Source organism: Pelagicoccus enzymogenes (assembly GCF_014803405.1).
In the GTDB taxonomy this organism is placed as follows: Bacteria; Verrucomicrobiota; Verrucomicrobiia; order Opitutales; family Opitutaceae; genus Pelagicoccus; species Pelagicoccus enzymogenes.
In genome coordinates this window covers 11825-34631 of record NZ_JACYFG010000038.1, presented here as the reverse complement: position 1 = coordinate 34631, position 22807 = coordinate 11825, and the positions used below count along the sequence as shown (strand labels likewise).

Annotated in this window: 19 protein-coding genes; 13 read left to right on the top strand and 6 right to left on the bottom strand. The window is 59.5% G+C overall.

What is annotated here, in order from left to right:
* Positions 1-177: 177 nt before the first annotated feature.
* From IEN85_RS14935 to IEN85_RS14915, 5 genes are all read left to right on the top strand, one after another.
* Positions 178-2328, top strand: a complete 2151-nt coding sequence (locus IEN85_RS14935; protein WP_191617903.1) for an APC family permease — start codon at positions 178-180, stop codon at positions 2326-2328.
* Between the two features lie 167 nt (positions 2329-2495).
* Entirely contained in the window at positions 2496-4319 is a 1824-nt protein-coding gene (locus IEN85_RS14930) for an assimilatory sulfite reductase (NADPH) flavoprotein subunit (RefSeq protein WP_191617902.1), read from the top strand.
* 185 nt (positions 4320-4504) lie between these two features.
* Positions 4505-5359, top strand: coding sequence for a histone deacetylase family protein (locus IEN85_RS14925; protein WP_191617901.1), 855 nt, complete (start codon positions 4505-4507; stop codon positions 5357-5359).
* A gap of 10 nt (positions 5360-5369) precedes the next feature.
* A complete protein-coding gene (locus tag IEN85_RS14920) occupies positions 5370-6485 on the top strand; it encodes a ribonuclease D (protein ID WP_191617900.1) in 1116 nt (371 codons plus the stop codon).
* A gap of 21 nt (positions 6486-6506) precedes the next feature.
* A complete protein-coding gene (locus tag IEN85_RS14915) occupies positions 6507-8129 on the top strand; it encodes a fatty acid CoA ligase family protein (protein WP_191617899.1) in 1623 nt (540 codons plus the stop codon).
* A 61-nt stretch (positions 8130-8190) separates the two neighbouring features.
* Here the strand turns inward: IEN85_RS14915 and IEN85_RS14910 are convergent, their stop codons facing one another.
* From IEN85_RS14910 to IEN85_RS14895, 4 genes are all read right to left on the bottom strand, one after another.
* Positions 8191-9390, bottom strand: coding sequence for a GAF domain-containing sensor histidine kinase (locus tag IEN85_RS14910; protein ID WP_191617898.1), 1200 nt, complete (start codon positions 9388-9390; stop codon positions 8191-8193).
* A gap of 75 nt (positions 9391-9465) precedes the next feature.
* Entirely contained in the window at positions 9466-9978 is a 513-nt protein-coding gene (locus IEN85_RS14905) for a very short patch repair endonuclease (protein ID WP_318186627.1), read from the bottom strand.
* A gap of 162 nt (positions 9979-10140) precedes the next feature.
* On the bottom strand, positions 10141-11274 hold the full coding sequence (locus tag IEN85_RS14900) for a hypothetical protein (RefSeq protein ID WP_191617896.1): 1134 nt from the start codon (positions 11272-11274) through the stop codon (positions 10141-10143).
* 133 nt (positions 11275-11407) lie between these two features.
* Positions 11408-11602: a hypothetical protein gene (locus tag IEN85_RS14895; RefSeq protein ID WP_191617895.1), complete on the bottom strand. Its 195-nt coding sequence runs from the start codon at positions 11600-11602 to the stop codon at positions 11408-11410.
* A gap of 209 nt (positions 11603-11811) precedes the next feature.
* Between IEN85_RS14895 and IEN85_RS14890 the strand changes: the two genes are divergently transcribed.
* On the top strand, positions 11812-12744 hold the full coding sequence (locus IEN85_RS14890; RefSeq protein ID WP_191617894.1) for an HDOD domain-containing protein: 933 nt from the start codon (positions 11812-11814) through the stop codon (positions 12742-12744).
* A gap of 70 nt (positions 12745-12814) precedes the next feature.
* A complete protein-coding gene (locus tag IEN85_RS14885; RefSeq protein WP_191617893.1) occupies positions 12815-13192 on the top strand; it encodes an Hpt domain-containing protein in 378 nt (125 codons plus the stop codon).
* 126 nt (positions 13193-13318) lie between these two features.
* Here IEN85_RS14885 and IEN85_RS14880 read toward each other — a convergent pair whose 3' ends face one another.
* Positions 13319-15814: a glycoside hydrolase family 9 protein gene (locus IEN85_RS14880; protein ID WP_191617892.1), complete on the bottom strand. Its 2496-nt coding sequence runs from the start codon at positions 15812-15814 to the stop codon at positions 13319-13321.
* 158 nt (positions 15815-15972) lie between these two features.
* Between IEN85_RS14880 and IEN85_RS14875 the strand changes: the two genes are divergently transcribed.
* The 6 genes from IEN85_RS14875 (at position 15973) to gmk (ending at position 20930) form a co-directional block, all read left to right on the top strand.
* The gene (locus tag IEN85_RS14875) at positions 15973-17091 is read left to right on the top strand and encodes a hypothetical protein (RefSeq protein ID WP_191617891.1); all 1119 of its coding nucleotides are present in this window, start codon (positions 15973-15975) and stop codon (positions 17089-17091) included.
* A gap of 86 nt (positions 17092-17177) precedes the next feature.
* Positions 17178-17918, top strand: coding sequence for a ubiquitin family protein (locus IEN85_RS14870; RefSeq protein ID WP_191617890.1), 741 nt, complete (start codon positions 17178-17180; stop codon positions 17916-17918).
* Positions 17919-17967: 49 nt separating this feature from the next.
* Positions 17968-18132 carry a hypothetical protein gene (locus IEN85_RS14865; RefSeq protein WP_191617889.1) on the top strand — a complete coding sequence of 55 codons (165 nt, stop codon included), beginning with the start codon at positions 17968-17970 and terminating at the stop codon, positions 18130-18132.
* 138 nt (positions 18133-18270) lie between these two features.
* On the top strand, positions 18271-19632 hold the full coding sequence (gene miaB / locus IEN85_RS14860; RefSeq protein ID WP_191617888.1) for a tRNA (N6-isopentenyl adenosine(37)-C2)-methylthiotransferase MiaB: 1362 nt from the start codon (positions 18271-18273) through the stop codon (positions 19630-19632).
* 18 nt (positions 19633-19650) lie between these two features.
* Entirely contained in the window at positions 19651-20196 is a 546-nt protein-coding gene (locus IEN85_RS14855) for a hypothetical protein (protein WP_191617887.1), read from the top strand.
* A gap of 119 nt (positions 20197-20315) precedes the next feature.
* Positions 20316-20930 (top strand): guanylate kinase, encoded by a 615-nt coding sequence (gene gmk / locus IEN85_RS14850; protein WP_191617886.1) that lies wholly within the window; start codon positions 20316-20318, stop codon positions 20928-20930.
* A gap of 41 nt (positions 20931-20971) precedes the next feature.
* Here gmk and radD read toward each other — a convergent pair whose 3' ends face one another.
* Positions 20972-22711: a DNA repair helicase RadD gene (gene radD, locus IEN85_RS14845; protein WP_191617885.1), complete on the bottom strand. Its 1740-nt coding sequence runs from the start codon at positions 22709-22711 to the stop codon at positions 20972-20974.
* Positions 22712-22807 lie beyond the last annotated feature (96 nt).

Here is a 22807-nt window from a genome sequence, read left to right as displayed (position 1 = left end):
CTAGCCGCGTAGTGGCATTTCGACGGGCGAGAGGAGAAGAGAGCAGAGGGCGGGGGGCAACGAGAAACGTGACAATTTCGCGACTATTGCCGCCCAAATGCGAGGCGGCTCGCTTTGGCCTGCCGCAACAGTGCTTGCTCTGCTTCAGGGTTTGCGCGATGCAGCTGCTTTTCTTGTATGGAAAAGCCAGCTCAGAAATTCGGGACTTTTGGTGGGGTGTTCGTGCCGAACGTGCTCACCATCCTCGGCGTCATCCTCTTCCTGCGCTCCGGTTGGGTCGTGGGTAACGCGGGCCTCTTGGGGGCGATCGCCATGCTTTGTATCGCCAACTTGGTGACGTTTATCTCGGCTTTGTCGTTGTCGGCGATCGCCACCAACACCAAGGCCCAGGGGGGCGGGGCGTACTTTCTGGTTTCCCGTAGCCTGGGACTAGAGTTTGGCGGGGCGATCGGGATGCCGCTCTATTTGGCCCAAGCGATTTCGGTGGCGTTTTACGTGGTCGGCTTCACGGAGTCGGTGCAGTACCTGTTCCCGGACCTCGACGCTCGCGCCTTTTCTTTGATCACTTTGGGAGCGATCACAGTGGTGGCATGGATCGGGGCCAGCGTGGCGGTGAAGGCCCAGTACCTGATCTTGGCTACGCTGGCGGTTTCGTTGGCTTCCTTCTTCGTGGGCTTCCAGATCAGCGACGGCTGGGAAGCCCGCTCGGAGCCCGCCTACATCGAGGGGCAGTCCTTCTGGAGCGTGTTCGCCATCTTCTTTCCCGCCGTCACGGGCATCATGTCTGGAGTGAGCATGTCGGGAGACTTGAAGGATCCGACGAAGTCGATTCCGAGGGGGACGCTTTGGGCGGTAGGGGCGACCTTTGTGGTCTACTTGATGCAGCTGGTGTGGCTGAGCCTAGGGGCGAGCCGAGAGGATTTGATCGAGAACGCCTTGGTTATGAAGACCATTTCGGTGGCGCCTCCCCTAGTGATTGCCGGGCTATGGGCGGCCACGCTTTCGTCGGCCCTGGCGAGCCTGGTGGCAGCTCCTCGCACCATGCAGGCCTTGGCCAAGGACCGTGTGATGCCCCGTTTTCTGGCGAAGGGGCACGGTCCCTCGAAGGAGCCGCGCATCGCCTTGGTGCTGAGCGCCGGGATCAGCGTGATATGCGTGTGGGTGGGCGACTTGAACCTCATCGCGCCGCTCATCTCCATGTTTTTCCTCGCGACTTACGGAGCGGTGAACCTGGTGGCGGCCCTGGAGAGCTGGACCAGCAATCCGACCTACCGTCCCACCTTCAAGGTGCATTGGCTGGTTTCGCTGGTGGGAGCTATCGCCTGTTTTGGCATCATGCTCTTGCTCAATCCGCTGGCCACGGTGGCGGCGGTGGCCCTCATCGTGACCGCCTACACGGTGTTGGCCCGGCGTTCCTATCGCACGGCTTGGGGGGATATGCGCAGCGGTTTCTGGTTCGCGGTGGCGCGCATGGGCTTGCTCAAGCTCTACTCCTCCCGCCAGCACCAGCGCAACTGGCGTCCAGCCATCCTCATGCTCATGAGCAACTTGAAGGAGAACAGCCAGCTGCTGCGCTTCGGCCGTTACCTCGAAGCCAACAAGGGGGTGCTCTTCCTTTCCCACATCATCATCGGCGACTGGAAGAACTCGCTCGAGCGGCAGAAGGCTCTCACCCGCCAGATGGACGAACGCATTTTGGAAGAGCGCATGTCGGCTTTCTCCAAGGTCGTGGTGGCCAAGGACTTCGAGCAAGGCGTCACCTCTCTGCTGCAAGGCTCGGGGCTCGGCAACTTGCAGCCCAACACGCTGATGATCGAGTGGGGCAGCGGTTGGCTGCGCGACCATGACTTTCCCAGCACCGTGCACCAAGCTCTCGAGATGGAGACCAACCTGCTCGTTTACTCCAAGGCCAAGGAGCCCGATTCGCACCTGTACTCGGTGATCGACGTCTGGTGGTCGGCTCGGGCCAACGGCTCCATGATGATCACCTTGGCCCACCTGATGCAGAGCAATCGGGCTTGGCAGGAAGCCCGCATCCGCATCCTGCGCATCATCCGCGACGAGGAAGGACGGGCGGCGGCGGAAGCCGGCATGGCGGAGCTGCTCAAGGATTCGCGTATCGAGGTGGAGCCGGTGATCGTAGTCTCCAAGGATCCTCCCTTGGAGTCGATCGCCCGGGAGAGCGCCCGTTCCGCGGTCACCTTCGTAGGCGTTTCGGTGCGTACCTTGGAAGAGAAGGCTGGCCCCTTGTCCAGCTACGCGCCCTTGGTGGACAGCATCCAGGGACACCTGTTTTTGACCAAGAACTGGCACGACTTGGAGTTGTAGGGGCTGCCCTCTATTAGAGGCTTGCCATAAATTGGGCTCTGCCTTTCTTACTGCCCTCCCTGTCGGTCGATTTCGCCGTTTGCGCCTACATTTGGTAAGGCTCCTGCTGACAGGATTTTCCGGTAGCCGCTCTAGCGCTACCAAGCTTGACGGACTAATTTACGCTTATGAGCAACACGCCTATTCAAATCATTCCTGCCGACGCTCCTTTTGCTCCGGAGCAGGCAGCTGCGCTGAACTCGGTTCTCGGCTCGGCAAATGCCCAGCAAGCCGCCTGGCTCAAGGGCTTTTTCGCCGGACTCGTCGCTGGCGAGCAAGGTTTCGGCCAAGGCGCGGGCGTTCCCGCAGCCGCGGGCGGTTCCGCTCCCTTGACGATTCTCTTTGGCTCCGAGTCGGGCAATGCCGAAGGGCTCGCCGACCGCGTGAAGGATTCCGCTTCCGCGGAAGGCTTCAAGTGCAAGGTCGTCGACATGGCCGACGCTAAGCTGGCGGATTTGGCCAAGGCGGAAAACCTGCTGGTGCTGGTCAGCACTTGGGGCGAAGGCGAGCCGCCGTCCCGCGCTTCCGATTTTTACGATGCGATCATGGCCGAGAAGGCTGTGAAGCTCGACGGGGTGAACTTCTCCGTGCTCGGTCTCGGCGACAGCTCCTACACGCAATTCAACCAGATGGCCAAGGAGTTCGACAAGCGACTCGAAGAGCTCGGCGGTACCCGCATCTACGACCGCGTGGAGTGCGACGTGGAGTTCGAAGCTCCCTACAGTGGTTGGGCGAACGGCGCTATCGCCAAGCTCAAGGAAATCGCCAAGCCGGCGGCCGGAGCAGCTACGATCGCGTTTCCGAGCGGACCTGCGGTGGCGGCTCCCATGGCTCCGGCCTACAGCAAGTCGAATCCGTTCCAGGCCGAGATGCTCACCAGCATCAACCTCAACGGAACGGGCTCAGCCAAGGAAACCATCCACGCGGAAATCTCTCTCGAAGGCTCGGGCCTCACCTACGAGCCGGGCGACGCTCTGGGAGTGATTCCAGAAAACGCAGACGACCTGGTGGAGGAGTTCCTGGAAGCGGCCAAGCTCAAGGCTCGCGAAAACGTTTCCTTCAAGGACGACCTCTCGGTGCCCTTCGGCGAAGTGCTGCGCAAGCACTTGGACCTGCGTACGATCAATACGGTCATCCTCAAGAAGTACGCCAAGGCCTGCGATCACAAGGACCTGCTCAAGATGGCGGAGGATCGCGATGCGGTGAAAGACTGGGCTTGGGGCCGCGACATCGTGGACTTGGTCAAGGAATACCCGTCCTCGCTGCGCGCCGGAGACTGGGTCTCCTTGCTGCGTCCGCTCTCGCCGCGCTTGTACTCCATCGCTTCCGCCATCTCGGCTCACCCGAACGAAGTGCACCTCACGGTAGGAGCGGTTCGCTACGAAGCCTTCGGCCGCAAGAAGAAGGGCGTGTGCTCGACCTTTATCGCCGACAGTTGGAAGGAAGGGACCAAGGCCGGTATCTATTTCCACAGCAACAAGAACTTCAAGCTCCCCGCCGATCCCAGCACGCCGATCATCATGGTGGGCCCCGGCACCGGTATCGCTCCCTTCCGCGCCTTCGTGGAAGAGCGCGCGGCGACGGGAGCCAAGGGAGAAAACTGGCTCTTCTTCGGCGACCAGCGCTACACCTACGACTTCCTCTACCAGACCGAGTGGCAGGACTATCTCAAGAAGGGAGTGCTCACCAAGCTGGACCTCGCTTTCAGCCGCGACCAACCCGAAAAGATTTACGTCCAGGATCGCATGCGCGAAAACGGGGCGGAGCTCTGGGAATGGCTCGACAAGGGCGCTTACTTCTACGTGTGCGGCGACGCATCCCGTATGGCCAAGGACGTCAACCAAGCTCTCATCGACATCGTGCAGGAGCACGGCAAGAAGAGCGAAGAAGACGCCATCGCCTACGTGAAGCAGATGACCAAGGAACGCCGCTACGGCCGCGACGTTTACTAGTCGGCTGTCCGACTCCATTAAGCGGATACTATTTCTTCGCAGCCCGACGCCTGATCAGGCGTCGGGCTTTTTTGTGGGATCAGGAAGGGGGACGCTTCTGCAGGGAGTGGTCGAAAAGCTGTAGAGGGGCCGGGGCGGTGACCTGCTCATTGCAATTTGGGCGGAAACGGTGCAGGTTTTTCGGCATGCTGATCTTTTCCGACGAGCGTTGCATCGCCTACGAGTCTCCCGGACATCCCGAATGTCCCGCTCGCGTGAAGGAGACGGCGGCCTTGTTGCGGGCCCGTCACCCGCAATGGGAATGGCCGACCTTCGAGGCGGCCGTGGAGGCGGACTTGTTGAGAGCCCACTCGGTCGCCCATCTGGAGCGTTTGCAGGTGGCGGAGCATTTTGACTCGGATACGGCCTACTATAACGGGATTTACGAGATCGCCAGCCTTGCCTGCGGAGCGTCGTTGGCGGCGATGATGGCGGCCTTGGAGGGGCAAAAGGCCTTTTCCTTGATGCGTCCGCCGGGGCACCACGCGGAACGCGAGCAGGCGATGGGGTTCTGTTATCTCAACCACGCCGCGATTTGCGCTCGGGCGGCTTTGGCCAACGGTGTTTCGCGGGTGGCGGTTTGGGATTTTGACGCGCATCATGGCAACGGTACCGAGGCGCTTCTGTGGGGAGTGGCGGGAGCCTTGTACGTATCGGCCCACCAAGTGCCTTGCTATCCCGGAACGGGTACGGTTTCCCGGGGAAATTGCCGCAATTATCCGGTGGCTCCGGAGTGCGATCCGGCGGAGCACCTGAAGACCTTGCAGGAATCTTGGCGGGAGGTCCTGAGTTTTGAGCCAGAACTCGTTCTTGTATCCGCGGGCTTCGATGCCTATGAACACGACCCTATTACCCAGATGAGTTTGCGCATGAACGATTTCAAGATCCTTGGCCAATGGATGGCGGCGAGCAAAACGCCGACCATGGCCTTGCTTGAAGGCGGCTACAGCGAAGATCTGCCGGAGTTGGTGGACGCGTTTCTCGTGGGTTGGAACGACTGACACTCCCGGTATGGACGAAGACGGATTTATCTACGTAGACAAGCAGATCGACTTGGAAAAGCTGTGCGACCATCTCGCTGGCGAAACGGAGGTCGCCCTCGATAGCGAGGCGGACAACCTGCATCACTTCGAGACCAAGCTCTGCCTGCTGCAGCTGCGTTTCGACAAAACGATCTACCTGCTGGACGTCACGGCAGACCTCGATCTGGAGCGTTTTTGGAAGATCCTGTCCGGGCTGCATTTGATCATGCACGGCAGCGATTTCGACCTGCGCCTCTTCGAGGAGTTTTGCCAGTTCGAGGCCAATAGTCTCTTCGACTCCATGCTCGCCTCCCAGTTGCTCGGCATCAAGCGGATCGGGCTGGCGGCGCTGCTGGAGGAAAATTTCGGGGTGAAAATTCCCAAGGACAGCCAAAAGAGCGACTGGTCGCAGCGACCCTTGACGCCGAAAATGCTCAAGTACGCCGCGACGGACGTGCTCTACTTGCACGAGCTGCGCGACAAGCTGATGGCTCGTATTCGCGAGCTTGGACGGGAGTCGTGGTTGGAGCAGCGTTGCAACAACCAGATCCGCATCGCCAAGAGCGGCTTCCCGCGCAACGACGAGAACTCTTGGCGCATCTCCAGGTCGGACCGATTGGACGAGCGCGGGCAGGCGGCGGTCTACGAACTGTGGCACTGGCGCCAAAACTTGGCCAAGCGCTTGGATCGCCCGCCCTTCAAGGTGCTTGGCAACGACTATATCATTGCTTTGGCAGAAGGCGTCTCCGAAGGAAACTGGGAGTTCGTCTTCGAGGGGCTTCCGCAGGGGATCCAGCGCCGCGCTCGCCAAGGCTTGAAGGATGCGCTCAAGCAAGGCGCCTCGCGGGACGTGGAAACCTTGCCGCAACGTCCGCCGCGCCCGGAACGTCGGGCGCCGCTTTCGCAGCAGGAGCTGGATCGGCAGGACACGGTGAAGGCCTTTCGCGACAAGCTTTCGAAGGAACTTGCCATTGACCCGACTTTGATTGCGACGCGCAGCCAAGTGGCTCAAGTGGCGCGGGATCCTGACGACCTGAGCGGCTTCCTGCCGTGGCAGCAAGAATTGCTCGGACCTTGCCTCGAGGATCTGAAGGCGCAGCCGTAGGTCAATTGTAGTTGAAAATCAATGACGGTGGTCAACGTATCCCGCTTTCTGGACGAGAAGGCGCAGACGCAATCTGAAGTCGCCGCCTTGATGGTGCCGCGGGGCCGCGACAGCCACGGGAAAATCGACTACCTTCGCTTGAGCTTCCGCGAGCTGGCGGCCGAGCAGAACGAATGGGCGAGACGCTTACGCGCCAAGGGGATCGGCAAAGGATCTCGTGTGCTGCTGATGGTGAAGCCCGGCTTGCCGTTGATCGCGATCTGTTTTGCCCTTTTCAAGATAGGGGCCGTGCCGGTGGTGATCGATCCGGGCATGGGCTTGAAGAGCTTTCTTAACTGCGTGCGCCGCTCCCAGCCAGAGTTTTTGGTGGGTATCTCGCTAGCCGTTTGGGTTTCGCGTGTATTCAGAAAGTCGTTTCGCAGTGTGCGGGCAAAGGTGAAGGTAGGCGGCCCGCTCGATCGGGTGGCGAGCGGCTTTGCGGAAGAGGCGGCTGCTGATACCCAGCGCGACGACTTGGCGGCGGTGCTGTTCACCTCCGGCTCGACGGGCGCTCCCAAAGGCGTTTGCTACGAGCACGGCATGTTCGAAGCTCAGGTAGAGGCCATTCGCCGGCAGTACCAAATCGAACCGGGAGAGGTTGACCTTCCCATGCTGCCGATTTTCGCGCTCTTCAACCCAGCTTTAGGCATGACCACGGTGGTGCCAGAGATCAACCCCAGTAAGCCGGCTACCGTCGACCCGCAGAAGATCGTGCAAGCCATCCAGCAATGCGGGGTTACGAACTCGTTTGGCTCGCCGGCGCTTTGGGCTAAGATTGGCGTGTATTGCGATTCCCATGACATCGAGCTTCCCAGCTTGAAGCGAATTTTGATGGCGGGGGCTCCGGTGCCCCCGACTTTGATGAAACGGTTTAAGCGCATCTTGACGAACGGGCACGTACACTCTCCGTATGGCGCGACTGAGGTGTTACCAGTTTCCTCGGTGGTGGACGACGAGGTGCTCGAAATCGCAGCGGAACGCTCGGCTCGGGGAGAGGGAACGTGCGTGGGAAGAATCTTGGAAGGCGTGGAGGCGCGGATTCTCCCGTTGAAGGACGAGGCCATGGAGGTAGGCGACTTGCAGCGAGCGCTTCCTGCGGGCGAAATTGGAGAGATCGTGGTGACGGGGCCGAGCGTGACCAAGGCCTACGACCAGTTGCCGGAAGCGACGCGTCTTTCCAAGATCGTCGATGGCGAGCGGGTTTGGCATCGTATCGGAGATCTTGGATACATCGACGCGGATGGACGTTTGTGGTTCTGCGGCCGCAAGGTGGAACGGGTGGAAACGGTGGATGGCGTCTTCTACACGGACCGATGCGAAGGCGTGGTGAATGTGCATGAGAAGATCTTTCGCTCTGCCTTGATTCGCTACGAGACCGACGGGCAGGTGGTTCCGGCTCTGGTGCTGGAGCCTTTTGCGGGAATGTATCCAAAGTCTAGTGACGAAGAGCAGGCCTTGCTAAGGGAGGTTCGCTCTCTAGCTGCGGCATGTGAAGTGACGGCTGATATCCGCCATTTCTTCTTGCACAAAGGGTTTCCGGTGGACGTGCGGCACAATGCGAAGATCCACCGCCTGACCTTGGCTAAGGAGTTCGCGGGCAGGTAGGCTTCGCGTGGAGGTATCGAGCCCGCGCGCAATGGCGCGAGCTCCGAACCTTTCGAAAGCGTTACTCTTTTGCTGGAATCGTGAGGGTGGCGGTTGTGCCTTTTCCGTATTCGGATTCCAATACGAGATCCCCGCCGAGTCGTTGAGAGAACTGTTTGCAAAGGGCGAGTCCGAGTCCGGAGCCGTGTTCGCCTGCGGTCCCGCTGGTGCTGTAGCTGGACGTGTAGTCGAAGAGAAGGTCGAGGGCTTTGGGCTTAATCCCTTGTCCGAAGTCTTGCACAGTGATGGTGACCGTTTCTCCGTCGCTGCGGGCGTTGAGCAGGATTTTTCCGGAAAGGTGGGAGAACTTTACAGCGTTTGAAAGCAGGTTTTGCACGATCGACTGCAGCAAGCGCGAGTCGGCCCAGGCGACGAGATCGGGGTTGCAGGAGGTGAGGATGCGAATCCCCTTGGACTTGCAGGATCCGGAAATCGAGTCTTCGCACGCGGAGAGGGTTTCTCGGACAGAGAGGGAGCGCGGTTCGAAGCTGAAGCGGCCTTGCTCGAACTGGATGAGGCTCAGCAGGTTTTCTGCGGTTTGAGAAGTGACGCGGGCGCTGGCGTAGAGGTGTTTTTTGAATTGTTCCTCGTCTTCTGGGCTCAGTCCGGAGTTCGGATCGACCAGTAGTTCGGCGATGGAGAGGATGGAGTTGATGGGCGAGCGCAGGTCGTGGGCGATGAGGGAGAAGAACTTGTTCTTGGCTTCGTTCAGCAGCTCGAGCTTTTTGCGGGCGAGTCGGAGCTCCAGGTTGGCGCAGACTTGTTTGGAGAGGTGGCGGAGGGCTTCGGCTTGAGCCTCCGTGAGCTGTCTCGATTTTGAGTCGATAACGCAGAGGGTTCCGAGGGCCTGGCGGTCGTTGGTGACAATGGGAGAACCGGCGTAGAAGCGTATGTCGGGAGCGCCGGTCACGAGTGGATTGTCGCAAAAGCGTGGGTCCTTGCTAGCGTCTGGAACGATGAGCAGCTCCCCCGGTTGGAGGATGGCGTGGGAGCAGAAGGCGTACTCGCGGGGCGTTTCCGTAGCCTCCAGTCCGACCTTTGATTTGAACCACTGGCGGTCTTCGTCGATCAGGCTAATGAGAGCGATGGGCACGTCGCAGATGGCCGCGGCGATCTTTGAGATGTCATCGAACAATTCCTCCGCTTCGGTATCCAGGATTTGGTACCGTTTCAGGGCCGCGATGCGGTCTGATTCGTCGTTGGGCAAAGGTGCGATGATCATGCGGTCGGTGGCGGAACGGCTCAGGCTTACCATCGAATGCCATTCACGAGGGAAATGGCAACTGTGGGGCGTTTATTAGCGAGACTTTGATAGGCGGGAGGCGTAGACGGCTTGGGTTTCGGCCACGAGCTGGCTATCGTCGATGTCCTCGGGGAGGTTGAGGGAATCGACGCGCGGGAGGGTATTGATGAGGCGGGCCGCCAGTTGCTCGAGCTGCTTGAGCTCGCATTCCCAAACGACGATGACTTGCCAGCCTTTTTGTTGGAGGGCGGCTTCGGTTTGGCAGTCCCGTTCGACGTTGCGGGCGAACTTGGCGTTCCAGTAGGCGGTGTTGCTTTTGGGAGTGGTGGCGGTTTTGCAGCCGTGGTGGCGGTGCCAGAAGCAGCCGTGTACGAAGAGGGCGATCTTGCGGGAAGGGAAAACGATGTCGGGGCGGCCGGGCAGGCTTTTGTTTTTGGGGCCGTTGACGGTGAAGCGGTAGCCGAGACGGTGGAGCAGGCTGCGCACCAGCCGCTCGGGCTTGGTATGCTTGCTGGCGACGCGGGACATCAGCCAGGAGCGTTTCGCTTTAGAGATCTTGTCGGCCACGTGAGGAGAGGTTCTGCGGGGAGAGGTCCGGGAAGGCGAAGACAGTTTCAAGGAAACGGTTTCGCGTGACAACAGTCTTCGCTCGACGGGCGAGCTATGCCCGTCAAGAGCACGTGTCTCCGCTTCGCTCGAGTGTCGCATTCGCTCGGTACCCACAAGCTGCTAGAGCCAGCGGATGATGGCGTGGGCCACGGTGAGGTTGCTGAGGACGAGGGAGGACCAGAAAAAGGCTTTGTTTTTGGAGGAGAGAAGGATGTTGAAGGCGATGGTGAGCGGCAGGGCGATGCGGCATCCTGCCCAGTAGCCTCGCCAGACGGCGTCGCCAAGCGTGAGGAAGAGGCAGCCGTAGAGGATGCCGAGCGTCCAAATGCGGTTGCGGGGCGAAGGCTTGGCGAGCAGGTAGGCGAATTGGAAGAGCAGGCCCGCGATGGCGAGGATGCGGAAAAAGTAGCGGTCGGAGAAACCGCTGGCGGCGAGCTCTTGGAAAGATTCGGCGAGGCCGCGGTAGATCCCGGCGAAGGGGATTCCGATGTTGTCGGAAGCGTTGACGGTGAGAGGGAAGACGGAAGAGACGTAGAGCATCCAAAGCCCGAGGCTTGCGAGGGCGATCGCTCCGGCAATGCAACCGTGCAGGAGGCGTTTCTTGAAGGTGGAAGGCTCGCTCTCGCTTGGCGACAGGAAGGTGGCCGCGTTGATGAGGGAGGTTTCCTTGCTCAGGGCGGCGAGAGCGTTAGCCGCCACGGCGAGCTTGCCGCGCGTGCTGTCGAGCAGGGCGATGGTGGCGAGTGCCAGGGTGGTGGCAGGGAGGTCGGCGAGGGAGTAGCGCACGCTTTCGAGGGCGCCCATGGAAAAGATGCAGGCGGCCCAGCGGGCGAAGTTTTCCCAGCTGACGGCCGGGAGCCAGCGCAGGAGCAGGATGCCGCAGAGGGCGAGGCTGGCGACGTTGAGCAAAGAGTGGATTTGCAGGATGAGCCAGGGCTGTCCGAATCCTAGGGCGTAGGCGAAGGCTGGCTGGAGAATGCGGCGGGCCCGGTAGGACGGGTGGTCGACGGCTTCCGCGAGGGCGGGGTCGGAGAGGGTGGGATCGAGGGCGATTTGGACGTAGAACTGTCCGTCGTAGCCGGTGGAATCTGGCTTTTCGTAAATTTCCAGTTCCCTTAGCGCGGGTATCTGGGGCCGGTCGTAGTCTTGCCCGAAGCCGGCGAGCTCGCTGAACCCGTGTTGCGCGTCAAACTTGCTGGCGAGCAGGGAGAAGAAGAAGAGGGCTGCAAGAAAATGGGGGAGGTAGCGTTTCACACCGATTGGGCTTCGGCGCTGAAACTTTTACAGCTGCGGTAGCTTGGCGAGTCCAAAGGACGAAGCGTGGCTGGCGCTGCCTCGCGAACGGGGGTTTTAGAGGCGCTCGAGATGGAGAAGTCGGAGTTGCGGTCTAGTTGAGAGAGAATGCGTGCCCGACCATGCCGCGGGTGCTGTCGCAAATCTCGTCGTCGACCGACATTACCATGCAGCGTTGCATCAGCGAGATGCGCGCTAGCTCCTCTGGGGAGGATTGGATGCTGTCGGCCGCGGCGTTCAACATGGACCACTCGTCTTCGTTCAATTGGATTTCTATTCGTGTTTTCACGTCTTGAACTATCGGTTTCTGAGTAGCGGAGTTTAGGCATTGGCCGAAGGAATTTGAGTATTTTACTCTAGGTTCACATGCGAGGGTCGGCCACGGGGTGATTGCGGCGCAGGGCGCTGCGGTCTCCTCCCCGAATAAATCATCGGGTGAATTGCTCAACTTTACGGCTCACGGGTCGATGATTGAGAACGAACTATTTTCGGCCTACTATGATCAACTACCCATTAAATGTAGAAGAGCTCGTATGCGACCTGGAGGAGATGTCGGTCGCGCCACAGATTTTGCCTCAGCTGCAGGCGATGGTTTCTGACTGCAATACGAACCCGGACGAGATCCGCGAAATGATCCGCCTCGATGCGGCTCTCAGTTCGATGATCTTGAAGACGGCCAACAGCGCCTACTTCAATCCCGGCTACCACATCGACTCGATCGACGACGCGATCATGCAGCTGGGCTTTAACGACGTTTACCAGATCCTTACCATGCTGGCCTTTTCGGACATCATGGCCAAGCCGCTGGAGACCTACGCGCTCGGGCCGGGGCAATTCTGGCGTCGCTCGGTGGCTTGCGCCCTTGCCATGGAGCGCCTCGCTCGCAAGTACGGCGAAGATCCAGGCGTAGCCTACACCATTGGTCTCTTGCACGGCATCGGCATGGTCTTCATCGAGAAGGAGCTTTCGAAGCGGGGTCAGCAGGTCGCCTTCCAGAACTCGCTCCCGGAGGACGTGGCGATCGCTTCCGAAGAGATGGAAATTTTTGGCCTCAACCACGCAAAGGTGGGGGCTTCGGTGATGCGTCGCTGGGGCTTCTCCGACGAGATCGTGGTCCCGGTCTACAACCAGTTCGAGCCGTCGGAAGCGGGCAACCATGAGCGTATGGCCTGCCTCATCTCCTTCGCCAAGCGCATGATCGGCACCATCATCGACGATGGCCTCGGCGGCGTTGCCATGCCCGGTCCGGATCCGCTGCTCATCGCCTTGCTGCACCTGAGCAAGGACGAGTACCAGAAGGTGGTTTTGGCTTTGCGCGAGGGTTTCGCCAAGGCTCAAGGGCTCGTGGGGGACGTTACTCCCGGCAAGAAAGGCGTGAAGAAAGCGATTGAGTCCAAGCTTGGTTACGGCAATCGTCGTATCGGCGGCTAAGGAGGCTGGATCGAGACAATCCCACGATTGGTCACTACAATCCCAACAGCAAATCAGGAAGCATTAGAAAATGAGCGACTCAGAACTTATCGACTGGGAACAGTTGGAAATGATCTTTGGCGAGGAAGAAGACGAATTCGACGAGGACATGGCGGAGCTTTTCCATGAGTTCGTGGAAGACGGCAATGGCCAGTTTGGCAAAATCGACGCAGCTGAGTTCAGCACGGATCGCGCGGTGATCGCCAAGGAGTCGCACAAGCTCAAGGGCTCGGCCAGCAACTTCGGTTTTACCCAAGTCGCCAACCTGCTCGCCCACATCGAGGACGATATCGAGACGCTTACGGCCGACGACTTCGTGAACAGCCTCGAAGCGGCCCGTTCCGGTTTCGCGAAAAGCGTGGAAACGGTGATGGCTCGCTACCCCGCTTTGGCCGCGGGCGCTAACTAGGCTCCCTTCAAGGAGACAAGACAACTATTCTCAAAAGGTGGACGGCTCGAGGGCGGTTCGCCTTTTTTTGTGGAGGCATTGGCTTCCTGCGGTTCCGCGGACGAGGTGGAGCTCGTCCCTCCAGAGCTACTCCGCGTCGAAAATGCTCGCTGCCGCTTGGGCGAGGAAGAGGTAGTCGGTGGTGCCGCCTCCAAGGACGTATTCAGTTTGTTGCCACAGGAAGGGCCATGTCAGCAGCTCCGGATAGTCGGGGCGAATGAGGGCGGTTCCGGAAGCGCTGCCGCCGGGGATGTAAGACCAGTCGGCTCGATTGAGGCCGTAGGCGACGGTGAGCGATTCCGCCCCGACTCCGGAGACGAATGAGGCCGTGTTCGATCCTGGATGGCAGCCGAGCACGAAGTTGAGGGCATTGAGCATGAGGTCGCGCGAGTAGAGGTCGGGAAAGGCCTTATGTAAGTGGTACTGCTTGGCTCCGAAGCTTTGGATGCCCCAGCCCGCGCCCCAAATTCCGGGCTGGTAGGGAACGCCGTAGGGCGTTTCGCGTTCCGCCTCGCGGATGCGTCGGGCATGCGTTTCGGCGGCGGAGCGTATGGCGGTTTTAAACTTCGAATCGTTGACGCTGGGAAGGATGCGGCACAGCTCCCACCCGATTTGGGCGAAGTGGGCAGCGACGTAGTCGACTTGCTCCACGATGAAGCGGAGGTATTGAGGGTCGTTGGTCGCGAGAAAAAGCTCCGTGGCCAGGGGCACTTTTTGGCCGACCTCGTCTACCTCGATCTTATCCCATGAGGCTTCCGCGTAGCGGAGGGACTCGGCGGCGAGTTCTGGGTTGAAGCCTTTCAAGGCGCGGGCTGCTGCGGCGAGGCCCGCCGCGCCTATGAGCTCGTGGCGAGCGGAGCGGCGGGTGGTGAACACCCAGCGGTCGTCGGGCGATCCGGGAATGCCTTGCCCGATTTCAGGTAGTTGATGATCCGATACGCTGGGGTCGAATGGTACATTGTCTGTCATGTTCATCGTGTCGCCGAGCATGACGTATTGGCGAAGGGTGGGGTTGATGATGCCGCGGTAGAATACTCCGAGCTCGCGGTAGCCCGCGGCAACGGAAAGGGTCCCGTGCTCGATTTGCTGGAGTAAGTCGGGCTTGCCGTCGGGCTGGTGGATTTCGACGGTGAGACTCTCTTGATCGATGGTCGTATTGTCGTAGTCTTGGCCGAACGCTTCATAGGCGTGCACGAGGCCGAGGATGGTGCCAGCTTGCGATTCGATGCGTAGGTCGTCGTCGCCCGCGTCGTGCCAGCCGCCGCGATTGAGGCCGGGTACGTGACCACCGGGTTGGTAAGTAGTTCTTGTATCCGAACCTTGGATATAGCCGTCGAAGTGGTTGTGGTCGAGAGGAGCGAGCCGGGCGTCGTCGAGATGGCAGGCTCCGTGCCAAACGCGGTAGCGGTCGTTGACGCGCACGTGGCACATCTGGGCAGGCAGGAAGTATTCGAGGGTCGGTTGCCAGACGTGGCGGTCGAAGACGTCGCTCGCGATGCGGAAAGGGCGGCTGCGTTGTTTGCCGTAGGTGACGAGGTAGGAGCCGGGAGTTTTGATTTCGCTGAAGTCGAGGCGCAGGTAGTCGTAGCGCAGGAAGCGACCCCATTCCTCGATTGTAGTGTCCGTGACGGTCTCGAGGGTACCGTCCGAATGGAGGCGTTTGAGCTCGAGATCGGGGCGTTGGGCGTCGTGCTTGTCGAGTTCGACTACGGCGAACTTTTGCTGGACGGGATGGTAGCCGACTTGGGAAACTTGGATTACGGGATCGCGTGTCCAGTTTTCAATGACGTTAGGCGAGAGCTTCCATTGCAGGGCGTTTTTAACGGCTCCCTTTTCGAGGGTTGCTCGCACGATGAACCAACCGTTGTCGTGCAGACCACGCCCGTCGACTAGCTCGAGCTCGCTGCCGACCACGCTTTCGATGATCATGCGTTGGGCGTCTGACTCGGGGGCGATGGAAAGGGATTTCGATTTCGCGAGGGAGTCGATTTGATATTCGCCCGTTTCGTCGAAGCGGCCGGGTCCATTGGCTTGGCGAGGAAAATAGCCGGAGTCCCCCTCGTCAGTGAGGTAGGTCTTGCCGAAGAGAAATCCAGGGAAGAGCTCCAGCATGAATGAGACTTGGCCGTCCCACTTGGAGGGAAGCCTTTCGTCGAGGTCGACTGTCACCGTGAAGGATGTTCCCTCCGCCGGCTCGATGCTGAGTGTGTAGGCGAATTCAAGATCTGGATACTCGATGGGGTTGAATCCCTTGCGGTTCTTGGATTCGTCGGGGAACTGGAAACGGCAGGAAATGCGTCCGGTTTGGGGATCGACCCTGCGTTCGCCGATCTTGGCAGGAATAGGATCCCACTGTCCTGGAGTGCGGTCGAGTCGCAGGTCGCCATTGGTGGCGACGCGGAGACCGTTTTGGATGATGCTGACGCCGCCCTGGTGACCCTCGGGATAGTAGTCGTGGGCTAGCATGACGTTGAGTCCTTGGGTTTCGAGGTATTCCTGTTCGTTGAGTTGGAGCGGGGCTGCGGAACTGAGGATGCCGCCAAAGGCGATTGCAAGGGTGACGATGTTTCGGGGGGATCGCATAGCTTTCTGTTTTGGGTTTTTGTATACTCTACGCTGCGTTCGCGGGGAAAGCTAGGGGCGAGACTGGTTTTGGCATTCTCACGAATGAGGAAAGGGCAGATCGGGAACAGAAGGGCGGGGAGCTGGACAAAGGGAGCGGTATCACATCTGCTTGCCCTATGTTCCCTTTTCGCAGCTTGCTCTTGTTCGTTTTGTTTACCTTAGGCGGTAATGCTGGGGCGGACGCTGATCGTTTCGTGGACGTGGACCGGTGGCGCATCGAGCGGGTGCTGGAGATGGGCTATTCCATGGATCCGGAAACGGAAGCGGAAATTGCCTCCCTGGCGGAGGCGTTTCCGGAGTCGCCGGTGCCGGGAGTTTTGGAGGCAGGCTACTTGTATTGGATGCAGAACTACAAGGCGTGGGACGAGGAGCTGAAGCAGGCGTTCGAGGAACGGGCGGAGGAAGCCTTGGAGGAGGCGAAAGCGTACTTGAAGGAGCATCCCGAGGATCCGGACGCCCGATTCGCGGTGGCGATGGTGGAGCTGATGCAGGTGATCTACTACGTGGACCACCATCGCTGGTGGGCGGCGTTTTGGAAGTCGCGCTCCAGCCTGAAAACCATGCGTAAGTTGGTGGTGGAGTATCCGGATTACCACGACGCGAAACTGCCGCTCGGCATGCAAAACTGTTATTTGTCGCGTACGCCGGGCTACTTGAAGCCGCTGGCCTTTTTGATGCGTTTCAAGGGGGATTGGGAGCTGGGATTGCGCTACATGAAGGAGGCGGGCGAAGGTGGGCTCTTTTGCAAGGTGGACGCAGGGTATTACCTTGCGGCGATCCGCATGGAACTGGAAGGGGATCGGCAGGCCTCGCGGGACGAGATGGCCAAGCTGGCGGCGCGGTTTCCGGGCAACCTTAAGTTTGCCGCCATGCTGGCGGAGCTGGAGCGCGGCTTGGGCAAGCAGGAGGTGGCGAAGGCGGGAGCCGAGGCGGTGCTGGCGGACGAGCGGGTGGCGGAATTTCCGGGGATTCGCGGCCGGACTTTGGTGACGCTTTTGTGGAGTTCCCTGGGAGCGAATGACTTGGAGCTGGCGTTGGAGGCGTCGGCGCGGCTGAGGGAATTTGCGGCGGCCAACGAAGGTTTCGATTACGATCTCGCGTGGGTGGACTTCGTGGAGGCGGAGGCCTTGTGGGGTTTGGGCCGAGAAAGGGAGGCGATGGAGCTTTGGCGCAAGGTCGCTGCCTCGAATAACGAAGAAGCGGCAGCCACGGCCTTTACGCGATTGGGGAAGTAGGAGCCCTATGCTGGGTTCTGTGAAGATGCCATGTGCAGGAATCTTCGCTTGCTAGCGGGATGCCCAAGGGGCAAATGCTTAATCTTATGAGCAAAAAAAGCGCTCAGGTTTATAAATTGCGCCTCAGGTTCTTGGGGATCTTGTTTTTACTTGGGGCAGCTTGTCATTTTTCACTGGGCGGGACACTTCCAGCTGAGGGGACTTTGAGCAGAACAGAAGGGTTGCCGGGCTTCTACATTTGGACCGTTTCGGTGCCGGTAGAGCCTAATCTGGCTTATCGTGTCGATTGGGCCACGGATTTGCGCGACGGGTTTACGGGCGGCGAACCGGAGTTCGGGGAAAACTTTGGTGAGGAAGTCAGCTCTTCGATGATGGTAGATAAGCGGCGGCCTGTCTTTGCTAGGATCAGCTACGTTCCAGCGTTTGCCCCACGTTTGGTGCCAGAGGAGGTGCTACAACAGCTTTGGATCGAACTCGAAGATGAGCTGGTATTGAGTCCAAGACCGGAGGAGAACCGGTTTTACGGCAGCTACGTGGAAGTTGAAGATGGCCTCGAGATGTCGTTCTTTTTTGGCATTGCCTACGATCGGACGGATCTGAACGCAGGGGAGATTCGATTCGACTTGGGGTCTGTAAGGTTGAGGGACTTAGCCACTGGCGAGACCGTGGATACCGATATCTGGCAACTGGCCCTCCTGGTCGAACAAGCTTTACCAGTGGCGGTTAGAGGTGCGATTGAGTTTACGGGACCGGAGTCGGGGACGATTGTTTTCAAGACGGTTTATTCAGACGAAAGCGAAGGGGATTTTAATGAGACCAGCTTTTAGGGTAATTGGGTTGATCCGCTAGATTTCTTTCGCTGAATGCTACGCCGATATGGGAAACAAGAAAAACGGGAAATGGGTAGTGGCCGCGGTCTTGGGCAGCGTTCTCTTGGCCAGCGGGATCGCCTTCGCGGTGCAGCAGATGATCAATGCCAACCAGGGCAAGCCGCCGCGTTCGCAGCCTTATCAGCCGGAAGCGGTTGAGCAGAAAGGGTAAGGAGGGCGCGGATTCCGGTTGCGGACCGGGTGGTACCGAGGCTGGAAGCCGGCACATTCACCGGTCCCTCCTCGCGTCCCTCGCTCTAGGATTGACCTAAATCCTGTCGCCTCTATGGCGTTTGGGTTCTTTTCCACCATGAATCGCGTATACATCAAGACCTACGGCTGCCAGATGAACGAGCGGGACAGCGAGCAAGTCGCTTCCGACCTCCGCAATCGCGGGTACAGCATCGTTGATACTGAACATGATGCAGATGTTGTGCTGCTCAACACTTGCAGCGTGCGCGACCAGGCGGAGCAGAAGGCTATTGGCAAGGCGGGCTACCTCAAGAAGAAGAAAAAGGAGAACCCGAACTTCGTCCTCGGCGTGATGGGCTGCATGGCCCAGAACCACGGTTCCACCCTCGTGGACCGATTGCCGGACCTCGATTTGGTGGTGGGAACCCAGAAGTTTCACCGCGTGCCGGACCATTTGGACAACTTGATCCAGAGCCTCAACGGCCAAGGTCCGCGTCCCAGCTCCATCGTCGATTTGGATGAGGAGGAAGGTTCGCAGAACACCATTCGCGACCACATCGGCAAGAAGGGTCAGGTCAGCGCCTTCGTTTCCATCATGCAGGGCTGCAACATGAACTGCGCCTTCTGCATCGTGCCGAAAACCCGCGGCCGCGAGCGGGCGCGTCCCATCGAGGAGATCGTGGACGAAGTCACCCGCGTGGCGGAGAGCGGCGTCAAGGAAGTGACCTTGCTCGGCCAGATCGTGACCAGCTACGGCCGCCGCGAATTTCCGGTGGTGGGCGGCAAGTCCCCCTTCGTGCAGCTCCTCGAGAAGATCCAAGACGTGAAGGGCATCGAGCGGATCCGTTTCACCTCGCCGCACCCGCGCGGCTTCAAGCAGGACCTCGTGGAGGCCTACCGCGACCTTTCCAAGCTGTGCGAGTACGTGCACCTGCCGCTGCAGGCTGGCTGCAACAAGACGCTGCGTGCGATGAACCGTCCCTACACCAAGGAGCGCTACCGCGAGATCGTGGATTCGCTGCGGGCGGTGGTGCCGAGCATGTATTTTTCCACCGATATCATCGTGGGCTTCCCGGGCGAAACGGAAGCGGACTTCGCGGAAACGGCCGCCTTCTTCGACGACATCGCCTTCGACATGGCCTACATCTTCAAGTACAGCATCCGTACTGGTACGCCCGCGGAAGTGATGCCCGACCAGATCCCGCAGGAGGAGAAGGAGCGTCGCAACCAGGTGCTGCTCGACTTGCTGCACAAGAGTTCCTTGGCCCGCAACGAAGGACTGGTGGGCAAGACCGAGCAAGTGCTCATCGAAGGTCCGGCCAAGAAGGGGGACAAGTTCGTGGGCAAGACGCGGGGCTACCGCAACGCGATCTTCGACGCCAACGAGCGCCTGATCGGCCAGCTGGTGGACATGAAGATCAACCGCGCCACCGCGAGTACGGTCTACGGCGACTTGGTGCTTGCCGGGGTCGACGCCTAAACCTTTTCTCATCTCACCGTGGAACTTAGCCTCACCCAATCGTCCCTCTTTTTCGGGCTCTTGCTGCTCGCCGCTGGCGGTAGCCTGCTGCTCAAGTACAGCTCCGCTGCGGCGATGGCCCGCAACTTTCCTCGTTCCGAGCAGGCGGGCAAGGTGCTGATGATCCTGGCCATGGCGTGGACCGGCTGGAAGGTGTGGCACCTCGGCTCCATGGACTACGGCGACTACAAGCAATACATCCTGATCGGTTTCGGCATCCTAGGGGTCTTGAGCTTCAAGTACGCGGCGGATTTCCTCTCCGTACGGGCGAGCTGTATCTTGTATCTGTTTTTTGCGGACATGCTGGTGGACAGCGCTTGGATGCGCTACGAGGAGCCGCTGCGTTTGTTGATGGTGGTTCCGGTTTACATCGGCATCGCCCTCTCTCTCTACTTGGCCTACGCCCCATTTCGCTTGCGCGACTTTTTTGGTTGGGCCTTTGCCCAGGAATCGCGCGGCAAGTCGCTGGCCATGGTCGCAGCCGTTTACGGTCTGTTGCTCTCGGGCGTGGCCTTTACTTTTTAATACACTTTCCGATGTGGGAGCGTGCTTGTCACGCGATGACGGCGCCTTGATTTGGCAACGCTATCGCGTGACAAGCACGCTCCTACAAAAAGAGAGGCTCCCAATATTGTTTTTATTTGATGAATGCACCTCAAGAAGACGTTTCCCTGTTGTTAGTGCTCGCTGGTCCGGCTGGCAGCGGCAAGACCACGCTTTGCGAACGCATGGTGGACGAGCTCGACAATGTGGAGCGGGTGGTGACTTGCACCACGCGCCAGCCGCGCGAGGGCGAGGTGGACGGGGTGGATTACCACTTTTTGGACGACGGCCAGTTTGACCGGGCGATCGAGACGGGAGCCTTTCTGGAGTGGGCCAAGGTTCACACCAATCGTTACGGAGTATTGAAGAAATCGATACAAGATAAGCTCGATCATCATATCGACATCGTGATGAACGTGGACGTGCAAGGCGTGGCCAATATCAAGGCGGCGGCGGAGCAGGACGAGCTCTTGTCCAAGCGTTTGGTGACGGTCTTCATCTTGCCGCCTGACTTGGAGGTGGTGCGCGAGCGCTTGCGCGGTCGCGGCAAGGACGACGAAGCGGAGATTGCGCGTCGCATCGAAACCGCTAAGGGCGAGGTGAAGCTTTGGCCGGAGTTCGACTATGTGATCACCACCAAGACGAAGGACGAGGACTATGGTTCCTTGCTCAACATCTGGCGGGCGGAGAAGATGCGCTCGCTGCGTTTGGGGTAGGGGGAATCGCGGCGCAAGGCCGCTTCCCACGGCGGGCAGATCTATCTCAGCTCTTCGCTGAAGATCTTTTCGGTGATCTTCCAGAACTTGCCTTGCTTGCGGCCGATGACGAAGGCGGGCATGCGGAGCAGGGGTTGCATCTGCAGGACTTCGTCGACCGATCTTATATCAAGTTTCAGTTCGGGCTTCTTCAGATGCGAGCGGAGGAAGTTGATATTAAACTTCTTCAGGCTGGTCTGATTGTTGAGGTAGTGGTTTTCGGAGAGGTAGCGGGCGTCGTAGTCGTAGTAGCGGACTTGCAGGTAGGCGTTCCCGTTTTTGTCCTGGCGCTCCAGCATTTCGATGGAGTCGGGGGTGAGCACGTGGGCGTCCTTGGAGAGCTTGGCTTGCTTGAGCTTGGTGTCGGGGTCGATGAGCAGGTCGCCGCAACGGTTGCACTCGCGGGCGGAGATGTCGTTTTGGGCACCGCATTGCTCGCAGAGCTTGAAGCGGAAACGGAAGCCGCAGGGAATGAATTCGTAGGTATCCGGATTTTGCTTACCGCCGCGGCACTTGCGTCCGAAGTGCTCGATGACGTTGCCGTCCGCGTCGACGGTTCCCCAGAAGTCGTTGATGAATCCGCATTCGGGACAGGGCACTTGCACGGGAACGGATTCAGCGGCGGGCTTCTTTTCTCCGATCTCCGGACTGAAGATGCTGTGGCCCATGCCGGTGTAGTCGAGCACTAGGCAATCCTTCTTGTTTGTATCCAAACGAAGACCACGGCCGATGATTTGTTGGTAGAGGCTGATGGATTCGGTGGGGCGCAGGATGGCGATCACGTCGACGTGGGCGGCGTCGAAGCCGGTGGTGAGAACGGAGACGTTGACGAGGTACTTGAACTCGCGGCGCTTGAAGGCTTCTACGATTTGGTCGCGATCGCTGTCTTCGGTTTCCCCGATCACGAGGCGGGCTTGTCCTTGCGGGAGGCTTTCCAAGATCTCGCGGGCATGCTTCACGGTGGAGCTGAAGATCATGACGCCTTGGCGATGGTAGCTTTCCGTGATGTCGACGATGTTTTTGATGATGAGCGGAGTGAGTCGTCGCTGTTGCTGCAGGACCTCTTCCAGCTGGGCCATGGTGTAGCTTTGACCGTTTTCTGTGAGCTCGGAGAAGTCGTAGGAGGTGACCGGGATGTCGACCTTGACGGGAGGTGTCAGGTAGCGGTTGCGAATCATGTACTCCAGCGGGAGCTCGTAGATGCAGTGCTTGAAGAAGCGCATCTCGGTTGTCTTCACTTCGCCGCGCAGGGCGATGTTGTAGATCCAGCCCAGACCGAGGCGATAGGGCGTAGCGGTGAGGCCGAGGATGCAGATGCGGCTGTTGTTCAGCTTGAGCTGCTTGATGACTTGGGCGTACTGGCTGTCCGGTTCGAGCCCGACGCGGTGGCACTCGTCGATGACGAGCAAGGTGAAGTCCTTGAAGAAGTCGGGCTCCGCATTGGCGACGGATTGGATGCTGCCGAAGATGACCTTTTGCGTGCTGTCCTTCTGGTTGAGGCCCGCGGCGTAGATGCCGGCTTGCAGGCCGTAGCTCTCGTACTTCAAGTGGTTTTGCTCCACCAGCTCCTTGACGTGGGCCAGCACCAGGACGCGTCCTTGAGCGATCTTGGCCAGCTCGGCGATGACGAGGCTCTTGCCTGCTCCCGTGGGCAGAACGATGACCGCGGGGGTGCGTTTTCTTCGGAAGTGGTTGAGGGTGCTGTCAACAGCTTGCTGCTGGTAGGACCGGAGCTTGTACATCGCCGGGCAAGCTAGGAGATGCCTTCGGCGAAGTATAGGAAATTAGTGTTTTAGGGAATCAGTTCCGTCGTTGGGCTTATGTGTAGAGGCGCCTTT

Excerpts from the sequence above, each read along its gene's own strand:
- IEN85_RS14885 (WP_191617893.1), top strand. The coding sequence starts at position 12,815 with ATGAGCGACTCAGAACTTATCGACTGGGAACAGTTGGAAATGATCTTT.
- gmk (WP_191617886.1), top strand. The coding sequence starts at position 20,316 with ATGAATGCACCTCAAGAAGACGTTTCCCTGTTGTTAGTGCTCGCTGGT.
- IEN85_RS14875 (WP_191617891.1), top strand. The coding sequence starts at position 15,973 with ATGTTCCCTTTTCGCAGCTTGCTCTTGTTCGTTTTGTTTACCTTAGGC.
- IEN85_RS14915 (WP_191617899.1), top strand. The coding sequence starts at position 6,507 with ATGACGGTGGTCAACGTATCCCGCTTTCTGGACGAGAAGGCGCAGACG.
- IEN85_RS14870 (WP_191617890.1), top strand. The coding sequence starts at position 17,178 with ATGAGCAAAAAAAGCGCTCAGGTTTATAAATTGCGCCTCAGGTTCTTG.
- radD (WP_191617885.1), bottom strand. The coding sequence starts at position 22,711 with ATGTACAAGCTCCGGTCCTACCAGCAGCAAGCTGTTGACAGCACCCTC.
- IEN85_RS14880 (WP_191617892.1), bottom strand. The coding sequence starts at position 15,814 with ATGCGATCCCCCCGAAACATCGTCACCCTTGCAATCGCCTTTGGCGGC.
- IEN85_RS14920 (WP_191617900.1), top strand. The coding sequence starts at position 5,370 with ATGGACGAAGACGGATTTATCTACGTAGACAAGCAGATCGACTTGGAA.
- IEN85_RS14890 (WP_191617894.1), top strand. The coding sequence starts at position 11,812 with ATGATCAACTACCCATTAAATGTAGAAGAGCTCGTATGCGACCTGGAG.
- IEN85_RS14930 (WP_191617902.1), top strand. The coding sequence starts at position 2,496 with ATGAGCAACACGCCTATTCAAATCATTCCTGCCGACGCTCCTTTTGCT.
- IEN85_RS14910 (WP_191617898.1), bottom strand. The coding sequence starts at position 9,390 with ATGATCATCGCACCTTTGCCCAACGACGAATCAGACCGCATCGCGGCC.
- miaB (WP_191617888.1), top strand. The coding sequence starts at position 18,271 with ATGAATCGCGTATACATCAAGACCTACGGCTGCCAGATGAACGAGCGG.
- IEN85_RS14925 (WP_191617901.1), top strand. The coding sequence starts at position 4,505 with ATGCTGATCTTTTCCGACGAGCGTTGCATCGCCTACGAGTCTCCCGGA.
- IEN85_RS14865 (WP_191617889.1), top strand. The coding sequence starts at position 17,968 with ATGGGAAACAAGAAAAACGGGAAATGGGTAGTGGCCGCGGTCTTGGGC.
- IEN85_RS14935 (WP_191617903.1), top strand. The coding sequence starts at position 178 with ATGGAAAAGCCAGCTCAGAAATTCGGGACTTTTGGTGGGGTGTTCGTG.